The sequence below is a fragment of the Staphylococcus sp. GDY8P119P genome, assembly GCF_017892075.1.
Taxonomy (GTDB): Bacteria; Bacillota; Bacilli; order Staphylococcales; family Staphylococcaceae; genus Staphylococcus; species Staphylococcus ureilyticus.
Genome location: NZ_JAESKJ010000011.1, coordinates 142,489 through 159,542, shown reverse-complemented (window position 1 = coordinate 159,542; position 17,054 = coordinate 142,489). Strand labels below are relative to the sequence as shown.

The 17,054-nt window shown below is 32.6% G+C and carries 16 protein-coding genes, 8 tRNA genes and 1 riboswitch; of the genes, 20 read left to right on the top strand and 4 right to left on the bottom strand.

Annotation, left to right across the window (positions count from 1 at the left end; translation table 11 throughout):
• The first annotated feature begins 8 nt into the window (after window positions 1–8).
• Together ecsA and ecsB are read left to right on the top strand one after the other, a co-directional pair.
• Entirely contained in the window at window positions 9–746 is a 738-nt protein-coding gene (gene ecsA / locus KA830_RS11670; RefSeq protein ID WP_070039595.1) for an ABC transporter ATP-binding protein EcsA, read from the top strand.
• Entirely contained in the window at window positions 743–1,966 is a 1,224-nt protein-coding gene (ecsB, locus tag KA830_RS11665; protein ID WP_204180387.1) for an ABC transporter permease EcsB, read from the top strand. Before ecsA ends, ecsB begins: the two co-directional genes overlap by 4 nt.
• 53 nt (window positions 1,967–2,019) lie before the next feature.
• On the opposite strand, the gene KA830_RS11660 is transcribed toward ecsB, so the two are convergent.
• Window positions 2,020–2,523, bottom strand: a complete 504-nt coding sequence (locus tag KA830_RS11660) for a hypothetical protein (RefSeq protein ID WP_046207616.1) — start codon at window positions 2,521–2,523, stop codon at window positions 2,020–2,022.
• A 260-nt stretch (window positions 2,524–2,783) separates the two neighbouring features.
• On the opposite strand from KA830_RS11660, the gene hemE reads away from it, so the two are divergent.
• The 12 genes from hemE (at window position 2,784) to KA830_RS11600 (ending at window position 8,060) form a co-directional block, all read left to right on the top strand.
• Window positions 2,784–3,818 (top strand): uroporphyrinogen decarboxylase, encoded by a 1,035-nt coding sequence (gene hemE, locus KA830_RS11655; protein WP_210134259.1) that lies wholly within the window; start codon window positions 2,784–2,786, stop codon window positions 3,816–3,818.
• Window positions 3,819–3,901: 83 nt separating this feature from the next.
• Window positions 3,902–4,825 carry a ferrochelatase gene (gene hemH / locus KA830_RS11650; protein ID WP_046207614.1) on the top strand — a complete coding sequence of 308 codons (924 nt, stop codon included), beginning with the start codon at window positions 3,902–3,904 and terminating at the stop codon, window positions 4,823–4,825.
• 17 nt (window positions 4,826–4,842) lie between these two features.
• Window positions 4,843–6,237: a protoporphyrinogen oxidase gene (gene hemY, locus KA830_RS11645; protein WP_204180385.1), complete on the top strand. Its 1,395-nt coding sequence runs from the start codon at window positions 4,843–4,845 to the stop codon at window positions 6,235–6,237.
• 143 nt (window positions 6,238–6,380) lie between these two features.
• Window positions 6,381–6,938: an alpha/beta hydrolase gene (locus KA830_RS11640; protein WP_046207612.1), complete on the top strand. Its 558-nt coding sequence runs from the start codon at window positions 6,381–6,383 to the stop codon at window positions 6,936–6,938.
• A gap of 403 nt (window positions 6,939–7,341) precedes the next feature.
• Window positions 7,342–7,415: transfer RNA gene (locus KA830_RS11635), tRNA-Met, on the top strand.
• A gap of 11 nt (window positions 7,416–7,426) precedes the next feature.
• Window positions 7,427–7,502, top strand: a tRNA-Asp gene (locus KA830_RS11630).
• A gap of 18 nt (window positions 7,503–7,520) precedes the next feature.
• A tRNA-Phe gene (locus KA830_RS11625) sits at window positions 7,521–7,593 on the top strand.
• Between the two features lie 11 nt (window positions 7,594–7,604).
• Window positions 7,605–7,680 (top strand) — tRNA-His (locus KA830_RS11620).
• Between the two features lie 13 nt (window positions 7,681–7,693).
• Window positions 7,694–7,767: transfer RNA gene (locus tag KA830_RS11615), tRNA-Gly, on the top strand.
• A gap of 10 nt (window positions 7,768–7,777) precedes the next feature.
• Window positions 7,778–7,852 (top strand) — tRNA-Asn (locus KA830_RS11610).
• A 1-nt stretch (window position 7,853) separates the two neighbouring features.
• Window positions 7,854–7,925 (top strand) — tRNA-Glu (locus KA830_RS11605).
• A 46-nt stretch (window positions 7,926–7,971) separates the two neighbouring features.
• Window positions 7,972–8,060 (top strand) — tRNA-Ser (locus KA830_RS11600).
• A 263-nt stretch (window positions 8,061–8,323) separates the two neighbouring features.
• Here KA830_RS11600 and KA830_RS11595 read toward each other — a convergent pair.
• A complete protein-coding gene (locus KA830_RS11595) occupies window positions 8,324–8,494 on the bottom strand; it encodes a hypothetical protein (RefSeq protein WP_164987238.1) in 171 nt (56 codons plus the stop codon).
• A gap of 365 nt (window positions 8,495–8,859) precedes the next feature.
• Here KA830_RS11595 and menE point away from each other — a divergent pair, with 365 nt between their 5' ends.
• The gene (gene menE, locus KA830_RS11590) at window positions 8,860–10,248 is read left to right on the top strand and encodes an o-succinylbenzoate--CoA ligase (protein WP_210134258.1); all 1,389 of its coding nucleotides are present in this window, start codon (window positions 8,860–8,862) and stop codon (window positions 10,246–10,248) included.
• 12 nt (window positions 10,249–10,260) lie between these two features.
• Window positions 10,261–11,265 carry an o-succinylbenzoate synthase gene (menC, locus tag KA830_RS11585; protein WP_046207610.1) on the top strand — a complete coding sequence of 335 codons (1,005 nt, stop codon included), beginning with the start codon at window positions 10,261–10,263 and terminating at the stop codon, window positions 11,263–11,265.
• On the opposite strand, the gene yidD is transcribed toward menC, so the two are convergent.
• Window positions 11,262–11,498 (bottom strand): membrane protein insertion efficiency factor YidD, encoded by a 237-nt coding sequence (gene yidD, locus KA830_RS11580; protein ID WP_064208800.1) that lies wholly within the window; start codon window positions 11,496–11,498, stop codon window positions 11,262–11,264. The genes menC and yidD overlap by 4 nt on opposite strands.
• 61 nt (window positions 11,499–11,559) lie before the next feature.
• Between yidD and ytkD the strand changes: the two genes are divergently transcribed.
• Both ytkD and KA830_RS11570 read left to right on the top strand, forming a co-directional pair.
• On the top strand, window positions 11,560–12,069 hold the full coding sequence (gene ytkD / locus KA830_RS11575) for an RNA deprotection pyrophosphohydrolase (RefSeq protein ID WP_064208801.1): 510 nt from the start codon (window positions 11,560–11,562) through the stop codon (window positions 12,067–12,069).
• Complete coding sequence (locus tag KA830_RS11570) at window positions 12,026–12,829, top strand: alpha/beta hydrolase family protein (protein WP_192945917.1); 804 nt, start codon at window positions 12,026–12,028, stop codon at window positions 12,827–12,829. Before ytkD ends, KA830_RS11570 begins: the two co-directional genes overlap by 44 nt.
• Before the next feature lie 26 nt (window positions 12,830–12,855).
• Here the strand turns inward: KA830_RS11570 and pckA are convergent, their stop codons facing one another.
• Entirely contained in the window at window positions 12,856–14,445 is a 1,590-nt protein-coding gene (pckA, locus tag KA830_RS11565) for a phosphoenolpyruvate carboxykinase (ATP) (RefSeq protein WP_204179884.1), read from the bottom strand.
• Window positions 14,446–14,601: 156 nt separating this feature from the next.
• Window positions 14,602–14,714, top strand: a riboswitch (SAM riboswitch).
• Window positions 14,715–14,825: 111 nt separating this feature from the next.
• On the opposite strand from pckA, the gene metK reads away from it, so the two are divergent.
• Together metK and KA830_RS11555 are read left to right on the top strand one after the other, a co-directional pair.
• Window positions 14,826–16,022, top strand: a complete 1,197-nt coding sequence (metK, locus tag KA830_RS11560) for a methionine adenosyltransferase (protein ID WP_064208803.1) — start codon at window positions 14,826–14,828, stop codon at window positions 16,020–16,022.
• 95 nt (window positions 16,023–16,117) lie between these two features.
• Window positions 16,118–17,026 carry a nuclease-related domain-containing protein gene (locus KA830_RS11555; protein WP_046207605.1) on the top strand — a complete coding sequence of 303 codons (909 nt, stop codon included), beginning with the start codon at window positions 16,118–16,120 and terminating at the stop codon, window positions 17,024–17,026.
• Window positions 17,027–17,054 lie beyond the last annotated feature (28 nt).

Here is a 17,054-nt window from a genome sequence, read left to right as displayed (position 1 = left end):
GGTGCCTTATGACAGTAAAAGTAGAGCATTTAACAGGCGGTTATGGCAAAAGACCTGTGATAAAAGATATAAATTTTGAATTAAAAAAAGGAGAAATTGTTGGACTGATAGGTTTGAATGGTGCTGGGAAGAGTACCACTATTAAACATATGTTAGGCTTATTAACGCCGATGGAAGGGCAGTTAACAATTTCAGATATTGATATCAAACAAGATGTAGAAGCTTATAGACGTAAGTTGTCATATATTCCGGAAGCACCAGTCATATATGATGAATTAACGTTGCAAGAACATATTAATATGACAGCAATGGCGTATAATATAGATAAAATGGAAGCGATGAAAAGGGCAAATCCATTATTAAAAACATTTAGGTTAGAAAATGAATTAGATATATTTCCGAGTCATTTTTCTAAAGGTATGAAACAAAAAGTGATGATTATTTGTGCATTCATTGTAGATCCAGAATTATATATCATTGACGAGCCATTTTTAGGATTAGATCCTTTAGGTATACAATCTATGCTTGATTTAATGGTCGAGAAAAAAGAAGAGAACAGAACTGTATTGATGAGTACACATATTTTGGCAACGGCCGAAAAATACTGTGACAGATTTTTAATAATGGACAAAGGTCAAATCGTAGCATTCGGTAATATAGATGAATTAAGAGAACAAACAGGGCTAAGTGGTAAAACTTTAGATGAAATCTATATACATGTTACTCAAGGTGGCCAGAACTCATGAGACAGCAAGCTAAACAATTATTTGATTTAAGGAAACAAGCAATCAAAAAAGAGAAAAGTTATTATAATAAATTTATATTTAATGGTCATTTTTCTGTATTTCTTGTGATTTTATTAGGTGCATTTATTTTAGGTTATGGAGATTGGTTGAAATCAATGCCTAAACATATTAATTATGCGTTAATTGCTAGTATAATCACAGCCATTACTTCCATGTTCCCAATTAGGACTTTATTGAAAGATGCAGATAAATTATTTCTCTTGCCATTTGAAAAACATATGTTTGAATATATGAAAAAAAGTTTGATGTATAGTTATGTTACTAGATTACCTATACAAATATTATTGATTATTATATTATTTCCATTATTTTATGTGCTTAATAACAAAACGTTTGGATTTTATATTATCTTTGCTGGACTAGCAATTATATTTCCGCTCTTAGGTTTATTATTAAAATGGCAGTGGTATAAATTTCGTCTTGAACGTTGGTCTTTATTTAGCATTTTGTTTGTGATATTTACATCTGGTTATTATGTAGCCTTAGATCCTAAAAATATCTCAAGTATTTTTTCAGTTATTATACTTGTTGCTCTGACTCTGTTAATAAGATATTTAAACAAAGACTATTTGTTCCCATGGGAGCATATGATTAATACAGAACAACAACATCATATGAATTATTATAAATTTGTAAATATGTTTACGGATGTAAAACAATTAGAAGAGAAAGCAGTAAGGAGAAGTTATTTAGATCCGTTATTGTGGAAACCGAAACCTAAAAAATTTAATGAAAACTATATGTATCTTTATTTATTTATTAGAAGTTTTGCTAGAGGTAAAGACGCATTTAATATTATATTACGCTTGATTATTATAGCTTTAGTTATGATGATATGGTTACATCAAGTCATCGTAGTTTTATTAATTGGTAGTCTATTTATGTATATTATATTGTTACAAATGGCTCAATTTTATACACAACAAGCATATGGTCTATGGCCTCAAGTTTGGCCTGTATCTGATAGTATGGTCATTAAAGGATATGAACAATTTTTAAATAGATTAATGTGTATTATAGGCGTGATTTTTATCGTTACTTTTGCTATTGTTTTTCCACAATATAGTTTCTTTGGATTGATATTCTTTCTTGTAGGATGGTTGACGATTAGAAATATAACTAAAAAATTGAAATATCAAGAAAGTTTGCTAACAGATTAAAAAATCGCTACTCAGGTTTTAGCTTAGAGCTAAATTTGAGTAGCGATTTTTAATTAGTAATCGTCAATTGGGAATAAATATCTTTCGAAGTAACTTGAATGTTGACCACTAGAACCAAAGAATTGACTTAGTGCTAGTTTATCAAAGTTTTCTTGGAAAACGGCAGACGCTTTGAAATCTTCGTAATCTGTACGACTATTAAAGCCAAAATAAATTTTATATGTTAACCCTTGATTTGGTTTTAAAAAGCGATAACTTCTATAACCTGCAAATTGTTTGAAATCAGTTGTGACATTTTCTAATTTCTTTTCTAATTGATATGCATGATCCTCTGATGTTGGTATAAAAATAACAGAATAGAAGTAATTTTCATCTAAATTCCCTTCAGACTTAATGATGTCATAAGCCAGCGGGTGTTTTAAAACCGTTTCACCTTCTGTTTCTTCTATAATAACTGAAGAATCGGAAGCTGAAAATTGTAGTAGATGATGTGTCGGATTATTCAGTCTAATTTGATTTAAATAACCAAATGTACCGTAAGATGCGTAAATTTTCATAAGTTTTCCCCCTTGAATTGTTTAAGAAACATTGCATAACTATTATAATTTACTATATATACTTCTAATATTTCAAATAAATGTAAAATAGACTTTAACAGTATTATAATTGATTTCTGTTAGAAAACAATAGTCAAATAATTAAGAATAACAAAGTGACACACTTTGTCTTTTTTATGACATTTCTATTGATTGAATACGGGAAATTAGTGGATATGGTAATATTAATAAGAATGATTATAATGTAGGAGGATTACAAGGTGCATAATAAAAATAATACAATCCTAGATATGATTAAGGGCAAAGAAGTTAAGCACACACCTGTGTGGTTTATGCGTCAAGCTGGTAGATCACAGCCTGAATATAGAAAACTGAAAGAGCAATACTCTTTATTTGAAATAACACACCAGCCAGAATTATGTGCATACGTAACACATTTACCAGTAGATAATTATAATACGGACGCTGCGGTTTTATATAAAGATATCATGACCCCATTGCAACCGATAGGGGTGGACGTAGAAATTAAGTCCGGGATAGGACCAGTAATTCATAATAAGATTAAAAATATACAAGATGTTGAAAAATTAGGGAATATTGATCCGAAACGAGATGTTCCATATGTATTAGACACGATTAAATTATTAACTGAAGAAAAATTGAAGGTGCCATTGATTGGTTTTACTGGCGCTCCTTTTACCTTAGCAAGCTATATGATTGAAGGTGGGCCTTCTAAGAATTATAATTTTACAAAGGCAATGATGTATAGTGACGAAGCAACTTGGTTTGCGCTTATGGATCATTTAGTCGATATGTCTATTACTTATACGACAGCTCAAATAGAAGCTGGTGCAGAAATCATACAAGTATTTGATTCTTGGGTTGGTGCATTAAACGTTCAAGATTACAGATATTATATAAAACCAGCAATGAAAAAGTTAATTAATGGAATTAAGGTGAAATACGATGTACCCGTGATTTTATTTGGTGTGGGTGCAAGTCATTTAGTACATGAATGGAATGATTTACCAATAGATGTATTAGGTCTAGATTGGAGACTGTCTATTAAAGAAGCTAATGATTTAAATATTACTAAAACATTACAAGGGAATTTAGATCCATCTTTACTATTAGCACCTTGGGAAGTTATAGAAGCGCGATTAAAACCGATTTTAGATGAGGGCTTAGCACATGGTAAACATATATTTAATTTAGGACATGGTGTTTTTCCACAAGTTAAACCCGAAACTTTAAAAAGAATTACTACGTTTGTTCACGAATATACTCAAAGATAGTTAGACATACAAAAGGTGAACAAGATTTACATTTAATTATGTCATCTACATCTTAAAAATTTAAATAAAAGGATGATTTTAAAATGGCAAAAACAGTAGGCTTACTAGTAATGGCTTATGGTACACCTTATAAAGAAAGTGACATAGAAGCTTATTACACAGATATTAGACATGGGAAAAAACCTACAGAAGCAGAATTGCAAGACTTAAAAGATAGATATAAATTTATTGGCGGTTTATCACCACTTGCGGGAACTACGAATCGACAAGCTGAGGCATTATGTTCAGAGTTGAATAATCAATATACTGATGTTGAGTTCAAGTTGTACATTGGTTTGAAACACATCCATCCGTTTATTGAAGATGCTGTAAAGGCAATGAATAAAGAAGGTATAGATGAAGCTGTTACTGTGGTACTAGCACCACATTATTCAAGCTTTTCAGTGGGTTCCTATAATAAGCGTGCACAAGAAGAAGCGGATAAATATGGTATTACGTTAAACCATGTTGAACATTATTACCAACAACCAAAATTCATCCAATACTGGACTGAAAAGGTAAATGAAACTTTAGAGCAAATACCAAAAGAAGAACATGATGAAACAGTCTTAGTAGTATCAGCACACAGTTTACCTAAAGGACTTATAGAAAAAAATAATGACCCATATCCGAATGAATTGCATGATACTGCTGAATTATTAAAAGCTAAATCAAACATTACTCACGTTGCTGAAGGGTGGCAATCAGAAGGTAATACTGGGACACCTTGGTTAGGCCCTGACGTTCAAGATTTAACTAGAAACTTATTCGAAAAATATAATTATAAAAACTTTATTTATACGCCTGTAGGCTTTGTATGTGAACATTTGGAAGTATTATATGATAATGATTATGAATGCAAAATAATTTGTGATGAGTTAGGCGTTAATTACTTCCGTCCAGCAATGCCTAATACAGATTCACTATTTATTGGTGCAATCGTAGATGAAATTAAAAATGTTTATTAAAGGAAGCGTGAATCACATTGACTAAGAGTATCGCAATTATTGGGGCAGGCATCACAGGCTTATCCAGTGCATATTTTATCAAATCAAAAAGACCTGACATCGATGTCACAATTTATGAATCTTCTAATAGAGTAGGCGGGAAAATACAAACATATCGTAATGAGGGCTATACCATTGAATTAGGTCCAGAATCTTATTTAGGACGAAAACAAATTATGACAGATATAGCCAAAGATATAGGGCTTGAAGATCAACTCATTACTAATAAAACTGGGCAATCGTATATATATGCTAAAAATAAACTCTATCCGATTCCAGGCGGTTCTATTTTAGGAATACCGACCGACATCAAACCATTTCTCAAAACAAAATTAATTTCTCCATTGGGTAAGTTAAGAGCTGGAATGGATTTGTTTAAAAAAACTATAGATATGGATAACGATATGTCGGTTGGTGAATTTTTTAGAACGCGGTTAGGTGACGAAGTGCTAGAAAATCTAATAGAACCATTAATGGGTGGTATTTATGGCACAAATATTGACGAGCTTAGTTTAATGAGTACTTTCCCTGAGTTTAAAGAAAGAGAAGAACAATTTGGTAGCCTTATTAAAGGAATGCGATATGAGAAGGCGCAAAGAATAAAACAACGTGAACTTTATCCAGGTGCACCTAAGGGACAATTTAAACAGTTTAGACATGGATTGAGTTCGTTTATAGAATGTTTAAGAGACGATTTGGTAGCAAAAGGTGTTAATATTAAATATCAAACGGCTGTTAAAGATATTACAGCGTCACAGAAAAAATATGAAATTAAAACAGTCAATGAGAAGCGCATCTATGATAGTGTCTTAGTTACAACGCCACATCAAAATTTCTTACAATGGTTTGGTAATGATCCTGCTTTTGATTATTTTAAAAACATGGATTCTACAACAGTAGCAACAGTCGTACTTGCATTTGACGAGGCAAATATCATCAACAATTATGATGGCACAGGATTCGTTATTGCTCGTACAAGCGATACGAATATCACGGCTTGTACTTGGACAAGTAAGAAATGGCCATTTACAACACCTGAAGGTAAAGTGTTAATTAGAGCTTATGTTGGTAAACCAGGTGATACGGTAGTTGACGATCATACAGATGAAGAACTCGTGAAAATTGTGAAAAATGATTTGAGTAAAATGATGACCTTTAAAGGTTCGCCTGATTTTAGTATTGTAAATCGTTTACCTAAAAGTATGCCTCAATATCAAGTAGGACATATTGAACAAATTAAATTGATACAATCGCATATAAGACATAATTATCCTAGATTACGTATTACTGGTGCGTCATTTGAGGCTGTTGGGTTACCTGATTGCATAAAGCAAGGAAAAGAAGCGGTTGAAGAGATTTTAGATGAAATCTAAATAAATAATAAAAAAGTCATTTTCTACTTTGTTAATTTTTAATTATTGTAGAATTGGCTTTTTTTTACTAAGTTGAAACTTACAATACTGGTGAAATATATGAGATACTTTAAAAGTAATATTTGTAAATGGGGGATTGATTTATGACAGATATAGTAATAGTACATTCAAAATTAGGTGATTCAACGAATCATTGGTATGAATGGTTAGCAAATAATCTTACATTAGAAGGTTACGTAGTTACACTTTTTAACATTCCGAAAGAACAAAATAGTGATATACGTAAATGGCTCAATGTTATGAATGAACAGATCCATATACGTAAACAGGATACCTATTTTGTAACTCATGGTTTTGGTACAATTGCTTCACTTGAATTTATTCAAAATAAAAATATAAACAATATTGAAGGTTTATTCAGTATCTCAGGTTTCAAAGAGGATGCACAAGAGATTGATGAGTCGTTGAAATTAGATGATAAAATCATTAACTATGATAAAGTTAAAGAAAAAGTGAATGAATTTTATGGTTTGTGTGCAAAAGACGATAAACATGTTTCTTACAAAGAAACAAAGCGTTTAATGGATGAATTGAATGGCAAATGTAAAATTACTGATTTTGGAGGACACTTCATGGAAGATGATGGTTTCACGACATTTACAAATTTACAAAGTAAAATGATGGGTATCATGAGTAAATAGATTGAATAAACCTACGACGGTCTATAATTATACAGCACAATACGGGGAAATAAGTTTTATATTTCAATTATAAAATGAATAGTCTTTATAGCTTGCTTATATTTTAAGTAAATAAATATAAGCAAGCTATAAAAATAAACAAATATGTGTCATTTCTTAACTAAAATTATAATATTATAGTTATATTCCTTTTTTACACAAAATACTTTAATGAAAGCATTGACGAAAGCTACAAAAGTTAATATACTAAATAAGTATTCAGAAATGAGGGGAGCTTAACCACTCATTATGACATTTAATTTTTAATTATAAATTAATTATTTGTAAATTAATTTTAAAATAATGTTGATTTTGTAATGACATTATGGTATATTTAATAGGTAGGCGTCATTAATAATATTAACGCGGGATGGAGCAGTTCGGTAGCTCGTCGGGCTCATAACCCGAAGGTCGGTGGTTCGAATCCGCCTCCCGCAATTACATAGTTTGGTCTCGTAGTGTAGCGGTTAACACGCCTGCCTGTCACGCAGGAGATCGCGGGTTCGATTCCCGTCGAGACCGCCATTATTGATTTACCATTAAGGTTCAGTAGCTCAGTTGGTAGAGCAATGGATTGAAGCTCCATGTGTCGGCAGTTCGACTCTGTCCTGAACCATTTTATTTTTGGCGGTTGTGGCGAAGTGGTTAACGCATCGGATTGTGGTTCCGACATTCGTGGGTTCGATTCCCATCAACCGCCCCATAATCGTTATCAAGCGGGTGTAGTTTAATGGCAAAACCTCAGCCTTCCAAGCTGATGTTGTGGGTTCGATTCCCATCACCCGCTCCATTCAAATTAATCCACAGTAGCTCAGTGGTAGAGCTATCGGCTGTTAACCGATCGGTCGTAGGTTCGAGTCCTACCTGTGGAGCCATGGCCCCGTGGTCAAGCGGTTAAGACACCGCCCTTTCACGGCGGTAACACGGGTTCGAGTCCCGTCGGGGTCATACAAACAGAAGTGAAATATCGCTTCTGTTTTTTTAATTCTATATTGGAGAGTTGTCCGAGTTGGCCGAAGGAGCACGCCTGGAAAGTGTGTAGGCGCCACAAGCGTCTCGAGGGTTCGAATCCCTCACTCTCCGTTAATTCTATAAAACCCGTTATACATCGTTATTTAAAACGTTGATATAACGGGTTTTATATTTATCGATAACTTTGTTGGATACTATAGATGAATTTTGATGTTTTCTAAGTTATTGTAATACAATAACTTAGGGAACAAACTGCGTCTTAATTTCTAATATTTGGTATTGTGATTAAGGGATTATGAGCCATCTTAGGACATCGTTCTATTTATTATAAGTGTAACGATCTTTCGTTATTTGATGATTGCGTTAAACAAATATTATTGTTTGTCAATTTTAATTGCAATATCTTCTAATTTATCTCTTATTTCTTTTAGAGTATGGCTTTCTGAAAAAGTGAAATGGAACGGAGTATTTTTGTTAGTTTTTGCATATATCGTTATGAGGTCGTAGTACAAGCCTTGCTCAATTTCGTATTTAATAAATTTCATTTTATTGTGATCTCCTTCATCATATATATATAAACGTTTATCTTTCTTCTTATCTAATATGGTGTAAGTAAACGGAGAGTGAGGGATTCGAACCTCTGATGCCTTAATAATCTATTATGATAATGAAGAGTCCTTCTACAGATCATGTTTTTTTATGTGTTTATAATTAGTTGAAACGAAGTCATTTTTATTATCATATCACCAAAATTCATCGCATACAACTTAAATTTTGACTATTTTACAAAAGAAATGTAAACAAATAGTATAAATATGAATTTATGGTAATAGTAACTAATAAAATGCACCAACACTGTTAAATCAAAGTAAAAACGTTATAATAGTCTTTGAGATGGAGGAATGACAGATTGGAATTATGGTTGAAAACGCAAGCAAAACAAAATGGAAATAAAGTATTTATTGATGATGGTCTTAATAAAATCACGTTTGCTTCAATGTATTACGAAGCAAGCCGTTTAGCTTATCAAATAAAACAGTTGAAGAAAAAGCGTATAGGAATATATATAGAAAATCATATTGAATCTATTACTTTGATTAATGCGTTGTGGCTAGCAGGTGTTGAAATCGTGATGTTAAACACGCGTTTAACCAAAGAAGAAATACAAAACCAGCTACATTCTATTGAAACTGATACAGTAATTACTACTACCAATTTAACGTTACAAGATATAGTCATAATTGATTTTGATGTATTGAAACGTGAAGTTTCTAATAATACTTATGAAGCTATATTCAATATGGATCAAATTGCTTCTATTATGTTTACTTCTGGAACAACAGGACCACAAAAAGCTGTTCCTCAAACATTTGGCAACCATTATGCAAGTGCACTGGGTTGTAAACAAAGTCTAGGGTTTAATCAAGACACAAAATGGTTATCTGTATTACCTATTTATCATATTTCTGGATTAAGTGTCATATTAAGAGCGCTGATTCAAGGTTTTACAGTACGTATTGCAGCGAAGTTTAATTCACATAGGATGCTTGAAATAATAGAAAAAGAATTACCAACGCATGTATCATTGGTTCCTCAAACTTTAAAATGGTTAATGGATGAAGGGTTGACTCATCCGTATAATATTCAGAAGATATTATTAGGCGGGGCTAAGCTTTCTAGTACATTGATTGAAAATGCTTTGAAATTAGGATTGCCGATTTACAATTCATTCGGAATGACTGAAACATGTTCCCAATTTTTAACAGCATCGCCAAGTATGTTAGCTGAGCGCTATGATACCGTCGGAAAACCAAGTGAAAATGTTTTTGTGAAAATAAAAGAACCGAATAACCAAGGACATGGAGAACTACTTATCAAAGGTGACAATGTTATGAATGGATACCTATATCCTGAAGATTTAATAGATACGTTTGAAAATGGTTATTTTAAAACGGGAGACATTGCTGAAATAGATGACGATGGATATGTAATGATTTATGACAGACGTAAAGATTTGATCATTAGCGGTGGCGAAAACATATATCCATATCAATTAGAATCTGTAGCAAAACTACACGAATCAATTACTGATGCAATGTGTATCGGAGAGCATGACAGCACGTGGGGGGAAGTACCTTATTTATATTATGTTTCAAAAACAAAATTATCCAATGAAACATTAATCGAACATTTTAAATCACATATAGCGAAATATAAAATCCCAAAATATTTTAAACAAGTAACAGAATTACCTTATACATCAACTGGTAAACTACAACGAAAACATTTAAAAAATTAGGCGTGAAAATTTATGAAATTGAGCGAAATGAAACTTTATATTTGTAATAATGATTTTAAACATTCAATTATTACTCCTAAGGTAAAATTGGACAAGCGTAAAGCACTTATTATTGAATTTATTACGGATAAGCAGAAACATTATTTTGGAGAGTGTAACGCTTTTGAAACAGACTGGTATGATGATGAAACGATAGAAGTAGTTTATGACCAAACAATAAAGTGGTTTGAATCTTTTAAGAATATTGAGTTTGAATCCTTTTCGGAAGTTCAAAACGCGCTTCAATGTTTGGAAAAATATCCAGCTACACGAAGTATGATTGTGATGGCCTGTTATCAAATTTTTTTCCAATTAGAGACGTTTAATGTGCCTTATGGTGCCACGGTTAGCGGCCTAACGGATAAACAAATTAAGGACTTAAAAGTCACACAACCACAACGCATAAAAATAAAATGGTCGGAAACGATTTTAGAAGATGTTAAGCGATTGCAGAGATTGCTATTTAAACCTCAAATTGTCATTGATGCCAATGAATCTGTTAGAGATAACGAAGTTGAGAAAATCATGTTACTTTCAAGCAGTGAAATTCTTTATTTAGAAGAGCCTTTTAAAGATATAGAAAAAGTAAATCATTTTAAAGATACGGAATTACCACCTATAGCTATTGATGAGAAAGCAGTATCTTTGAAAACAATTTTATATTATATTGAAAATTATAAAATCGATGTTGTCATATTAAAACCATTTAGACTCGGTGGTATTGATAAAGTCATGGAAATCATTGAAATATTAGAACAAAAAGATGTGAAATTTGTCATTGGCGGTATGTATGAATATGGTTTAAGTCGTTATTTTACTGCTTTATTAGCAAGATATACAACTTATCCAAGTGATATTACACCACAAGGTTATTATTTTGAAAATGATATTGTAGCACATTCAGGCATATTAAAAAGAGGTTCAATTTATTTTGAACCTCCTTTAGTAAACAAAGATAATTTAATGCAGATTGATTAATGTTTATGCTTTTTATCTTTTTTTAAAGGTACTGGATCAAATCCACCTTTGTGGAGTGGATGACATTTTGAAATACGTTTAACACCTAACCAAGTACCTTTAAAGGGGCCAAAAACTTCTATTGCTTCTCTAGTATATTCAGAACAAGTTGGGTAAAAGCGACATGTAGCTGGTGTCATAGGAGAAATGAAATGTTGATATATATAGATAAGTCCTAGAAAGATTTTTTTCATAAAATTTTGCCTCCAACAATTTACATCGCATTGATAGTTTAACATATATAAAGGGAGATTGATGTTTGTGAAGTTTAAAGATAAAGAAAATGATGATGTTTTTTTATCGTTTAAAGATGAAAATGATATACCAGATGCAGACCATGTCTTAGTTATTCCAATATATCAAGGACAATTGCTTTTTACCAAACATAAAATAAGAGGTATAGAATTTCCTGGTGGCAAAAGAGAAGCAGGGGAATCAAGTGTACAAGCGTGTGATAGGGAATTGTTTGAAGAAACAGGAGCGCTTATTAATTTTAAAGATAGACATTATATTGCTCAATATTGTGTTAATCGTCAAAATGGCACACCTTTTACAAAAGATGTTTTCATGGTTAAAGTAGATCGATTACAAACGAAAAATGATTATTTAGAAACTGATGGGCCATTAATTTTCAATAGTATCTCAGATATTTCAGAAGCATATAAAAGTTATTTATTGAAAGATGCTGCAATTTTAAAATGTTTAGAGAGAGTGATCGAGCTTGGATTTTATTCACAGAAAAAGAATGCCGATAGAAGTACCTGACCATATTTTTGATGAAGTCACTTATGAAGTGGATGAGATTAATGTTAGAGGTTTATTAATGCAACCACATAAAAGTGTAAAAAGAATAGTTATATATTTGAGAGGTGGTAAAGGACAAGTTGGTAAAGTAAGAGCAGGACGTTTAATGCAATTTTCAGATGCTCAAACACTTGTATTTGGACCTTATTATAGAGGTAACAATGGTAGTGAAGGTAAAGATGAATTTTATGGTAGGGATTTAAATGATGTAACCGTGGCTGTTCGAATATTAAATGCAATGTACCCTGATGCATATATTCATATGATAGGATTTTCCAGAGGTGGATTACAAGGTCTGCTTACATTTCAAGATTTACCAGTTACAAGTTTTATTATTTGGGGTGGTGTGTCTGATATTCACCTCATGTATGAAGAAAGAATAGATTTAAGAGGTATGTTGAGAAGGATGATCGGACATCCAAAGAAACAAGCAACAGCATATAAGCAAAGGGATGCGATTGCTAATATACACGCCGACAGTCCACCTATACTTATTGTACATGGTGGTAAAGATAAACAAGTTGGGATCCACCAAGCCTATTATTTGGAAACACAATTGAAACATATTGGCTCGACTTATCAAACATTTTATCAAATGGATGAAGATCATGTACCAAGGCCATTTGCAATGAAAACAGCGTTATATACAGTTAAGCAATGGATGGATAAAGTAGAAAAAAATAAAAGAATTACTAATAAAGCACATGGGCCACAATTATAATGTAGTCCATGTGCTTTATTAAGTATTTATTTAAAGCCACCACTTTGTGCTAAATCTGAAACTTCATCACCAAATTTTTCGAAATTATGTTTAAATCTGTCGATTAAATCTTGAGCTTGTTCTCTATATGCCTCTGGCTTACTCCAAGCATTTATTGGATTTAGTAGTGTTTGAGGTACGTCTTCAACTTCCACTGGTATATTTAATCCAAACATATCATCTTGAATATATTCTGTATCTCTTAGTTGTCCAGTGATTGCTTGATTAACCATTTGTCTCGTATAACTTAAACTAATACGGCGTCCTGTACCATATTTACCACCAGTCCAACCGGTATTCACTAAATAAACATCCACATCATGTTTATCAATTAAGTCGCCTAGTAAATCTGCATAAACTTTAGCATGTAAAGGTAAGAAAGGTGAGCCGAAACATGTTGAGAAAGATGGTTCTGGTTCAGTGATACCTCTTTCTGTTCCTGCAAGTTTAGCTGTGAATCCACTTAAAAAGTGATACATCGCTTGATCTTTGCTAAGTTTTGAGATAGGAGGTAAAACGCCAAAAGCATCAGCAGTAAGGAAAATAATTGTATTTGGATGTGCTGCTTTGGAAGGTGTAACGATATTTTCTATATGGTTGATTGGATAAGCGGCTCTTGTATTTTCAGTGTAATAGTTGTCATCAAAGTCGACATCGCCTTCTTCATCTACTACAACATTTTCTAAAATTGTACCGTATTTAATTGCTTCATATATTTGAGGTTCTTTTTTGTAAGAAAGGTTGATTGCTTTTGCGTAACATCCACCTTCGATATTAAAGATACCATTTTCATTCCAACCGTGTTCATCATCACCGATTAATTTTCGAGTTGAATCTGCTGAAAGTGTTGTTTTTCCTGTACCAGAAAGTCCAAAGAATAGAGCTACATCACCTTTTTCACCAACGTTTGCGGAGCAGTGCATACTCATTATATTATCTTTAGGCAGTAAGTAGTTCATTACGGAGAAAATACCTTTTTTCATCTCACCAGCGTATTCAGTACCGCCGATTAAAATGACCTTATGTTTAAATGAAGTAATAATAAATGTTTCTGAATTTGTACCATCTATATTTGGATCGGCTTTAAAATAGGGTGCTGATACAATCGTAAAGTCAGATTTAATTTCTTCTGCTTCTTCTTTTGTTTCAGGACGAATAAACATATTTTGTGCGAAGAGATTATGCCAAGCCAATTCGTTGACAACCGTTAGTTTGAGTTGTGAATCTTTATCGCTACCTGCATAGCCTTTAAATACATATAATTCATCTTTTTCATTTAAATAATTTAATACTTTATCATATAATTTTAAAAATGTGTCTTCTTCAATAGGTTGATTGATATTTCCCCAATCAATATCATCTCTGTATGATGGTTCATTAACAATAAACTTATCTTTCGGTGAACGACCAGTGTATTTACCCGTTTTAGCGTTAATTGCACCTAGTTCGGTTAGTTCTCCTTCATTATTATTAAGAATTTTCTTATACAACTGTGTTGTAGATTGTTGAAATAATGAAGACTTCTTGTCCAAAATGTTTTGAACTTTTTTTGTGTAAGTGTATGTATCTACCGCCATACTATATCCCTCCAACGCTATTAAATTAATGTAAGCCTTTACAATTACAGAGTATAACACATATGATTGATTAGTCCACACCATTTTTAAAGGAATTTAAATAAATATCAAATTGACATTAGTACTTAGTTTCGGTACTATAGTGATTAACGGATTCTCTTATCCTGAGTGGCGGAGGGACATGGACCCAATGAAGCCCAGCAACCTCTTCTTACAACGAAGAAAGGTGCCAAACCGTTTGCGGACAAATAGCGTCTGAACGATAAGAGCGAATGGACGTATAAGGGCCTTCTCTCTATTCATATAGTGAAGAAGGCTTTTTTTAATGAGCTCAATAAAAGAGAATTTTCGTAATCAAAGACAAAGGAGCAAGTTAATTTATGACTTATAATAGAAGATTATTTACTTCAGAATCGGTTACAGAAGGGCACCCAGATAAAATCGCTGACCAAGTGTCTGATGCAATTTTAGACGAAATATTGAAAGATGATCCTCATGCGCGGGTTGCTTGTGAAACTACCGTGACTACGGGTATGGCATTAATTTCAGGAGAAATTTCTACAGCTACATATGTAGATATCCCTAAAGTTGTAAGAGAAACAATTAAAAACATCGGCTATACACGTGCTAAATATGGTTACGATAGTCAAACGATGGCAATATTAACAGCTATTGACGAGCAATCGCCTGATATTGCACAAGGCGTCGATAATGCATTAGAATATCGTGATAATTTATCAGAAGAAGAAATTGAAGCAACTGGTGCAGGTGACCAAGGTTTAATGTTTGGTTATGCGACAAACGAAACGGATACTTATATGCCGTTACCAATATTTTTATCGCATCAATTAGCTAAACGATTATCAGATGTGCGAAAAGATAGTATTTTAAAATACTTGCGTCCAGATGGAAAAGTTCAAGTAACGGTGGAATATGATGAACAAGATAAACCACATCGTATAGATACAATTGTCGTTTCAGCTCAACATGCGGAAGACATTACTTTAGAACAAATTCAAGCTGACATCAAAGAACATGTCATATACCCAACAGTACCGGAAGGATTAATTGACGATAATACAAGATTTTATATTAATCCAACTGGACGATTTGTAATTGGCGGGCCTCAGGGTGATGTTGGTTTAACTGGTCGTAAAATTATCGTAGATACATACGGTGGTTATGCACGTCATGGAGGAGGTTGCTTTAGCGGTAAAGATCCTACAAAAGTAGATCGTTCAGCTACTTATGCTGCGCGTTATGTAGCCAAAAATATTGTAGCAGCTGATTTAGCGGATAAATGTGAAGTTCAACTCGCATATGCCATTGGAGTGGCTGAACCAGTATCGATTGCAATCGATACTTTTGGAACAGGAAAAGTAAGTGAAACAGAACTAGTAGAAGCAGTTAGAACTCACTTTGATTTAAGACCAGCAGGCATTATTAAAATGTTAGATTTAAAACATCCAATATATAAACAAACGGCAGCGTATGGTCACTTTGGAAGAACAGATATACTGTTACCTTGGGAAAAATTAGATAAAGTAAATTTATTAAAAGATAGCGTAGAAATATAAGCGTGACGTAATTAATTTTTTAAACTTTACTATCGAATGATGAACTCATATCTATTATAATTAAGTTACTGAACACATAAAGGAGCGTTGTTGTTATGAATTCATTTGGCCCGATGGAAATTGGACTAATCGTGGCAATTGTCGTAGCAGTTATTTGTTTGATTTTATTTTTAGTTGCTTTGAAAAGTAAGAAAAAAGCACAGCAAACCATTGAGGAGCAATACAAAACAAGAGAACAAAAACTTAGCGATGAACATGATGAAGAGTTAGAAAAAGAAAGAATTGAAAATAAAAAACAAGTTACTAAACAAAAAGAGGACTATGAAGCTACAGTAAATGCAAAAGAGCAAGAAATAGATGCATTAAAACTTTTCTCTAAAAATAAAAGTGAGTATGTAACGGATATGAGATTAATTGGTATTCGTGAACGCTTAGTTAATGAAAAACGTATTCGTCCAGAAGATATGCATATCATGGCAAATATTTTCTTACCGAAAAATAACTTTAGTGATATACGCCGTATAAGTCATTTAGTACTCACACGTACTGGACTCTATCTCATAGATTCACAGTTGTTAAAAGGTCATGTATTTAATGGCATTAATGCTAACCAATTCAAAGAACAACCGATGATGGAGCAAGTGTTTGAAACGTTAAACCTTGACAAACAAACGGCACAAACCTTAGTTATGGACCAAAATGATGACAAAGATTCTTTATCATTTGTAAATTATACGAATTATTTAAATGAAATTGAAAAACTAGCTGGTGAATTACAAACAGAATTAAACTTGAAATTCACACCGACATCAATTCTTTATTTTAATCCTAAAGATGAAGGTGCTGTGACAATTTCAAATTATGCACAAAGTACTAATTCTAAAGTGCTAGTTGGACCAGAACAACTTGATGAATACTTTAATAAGTTTGTTTTTCATGGTCGTATCCAGTACAATGTTGAAGATTTACAACGTGTGATGGATGAAATTGAAACATTTAACTAATTATGTATCAAGAATATAAATCTTGTTA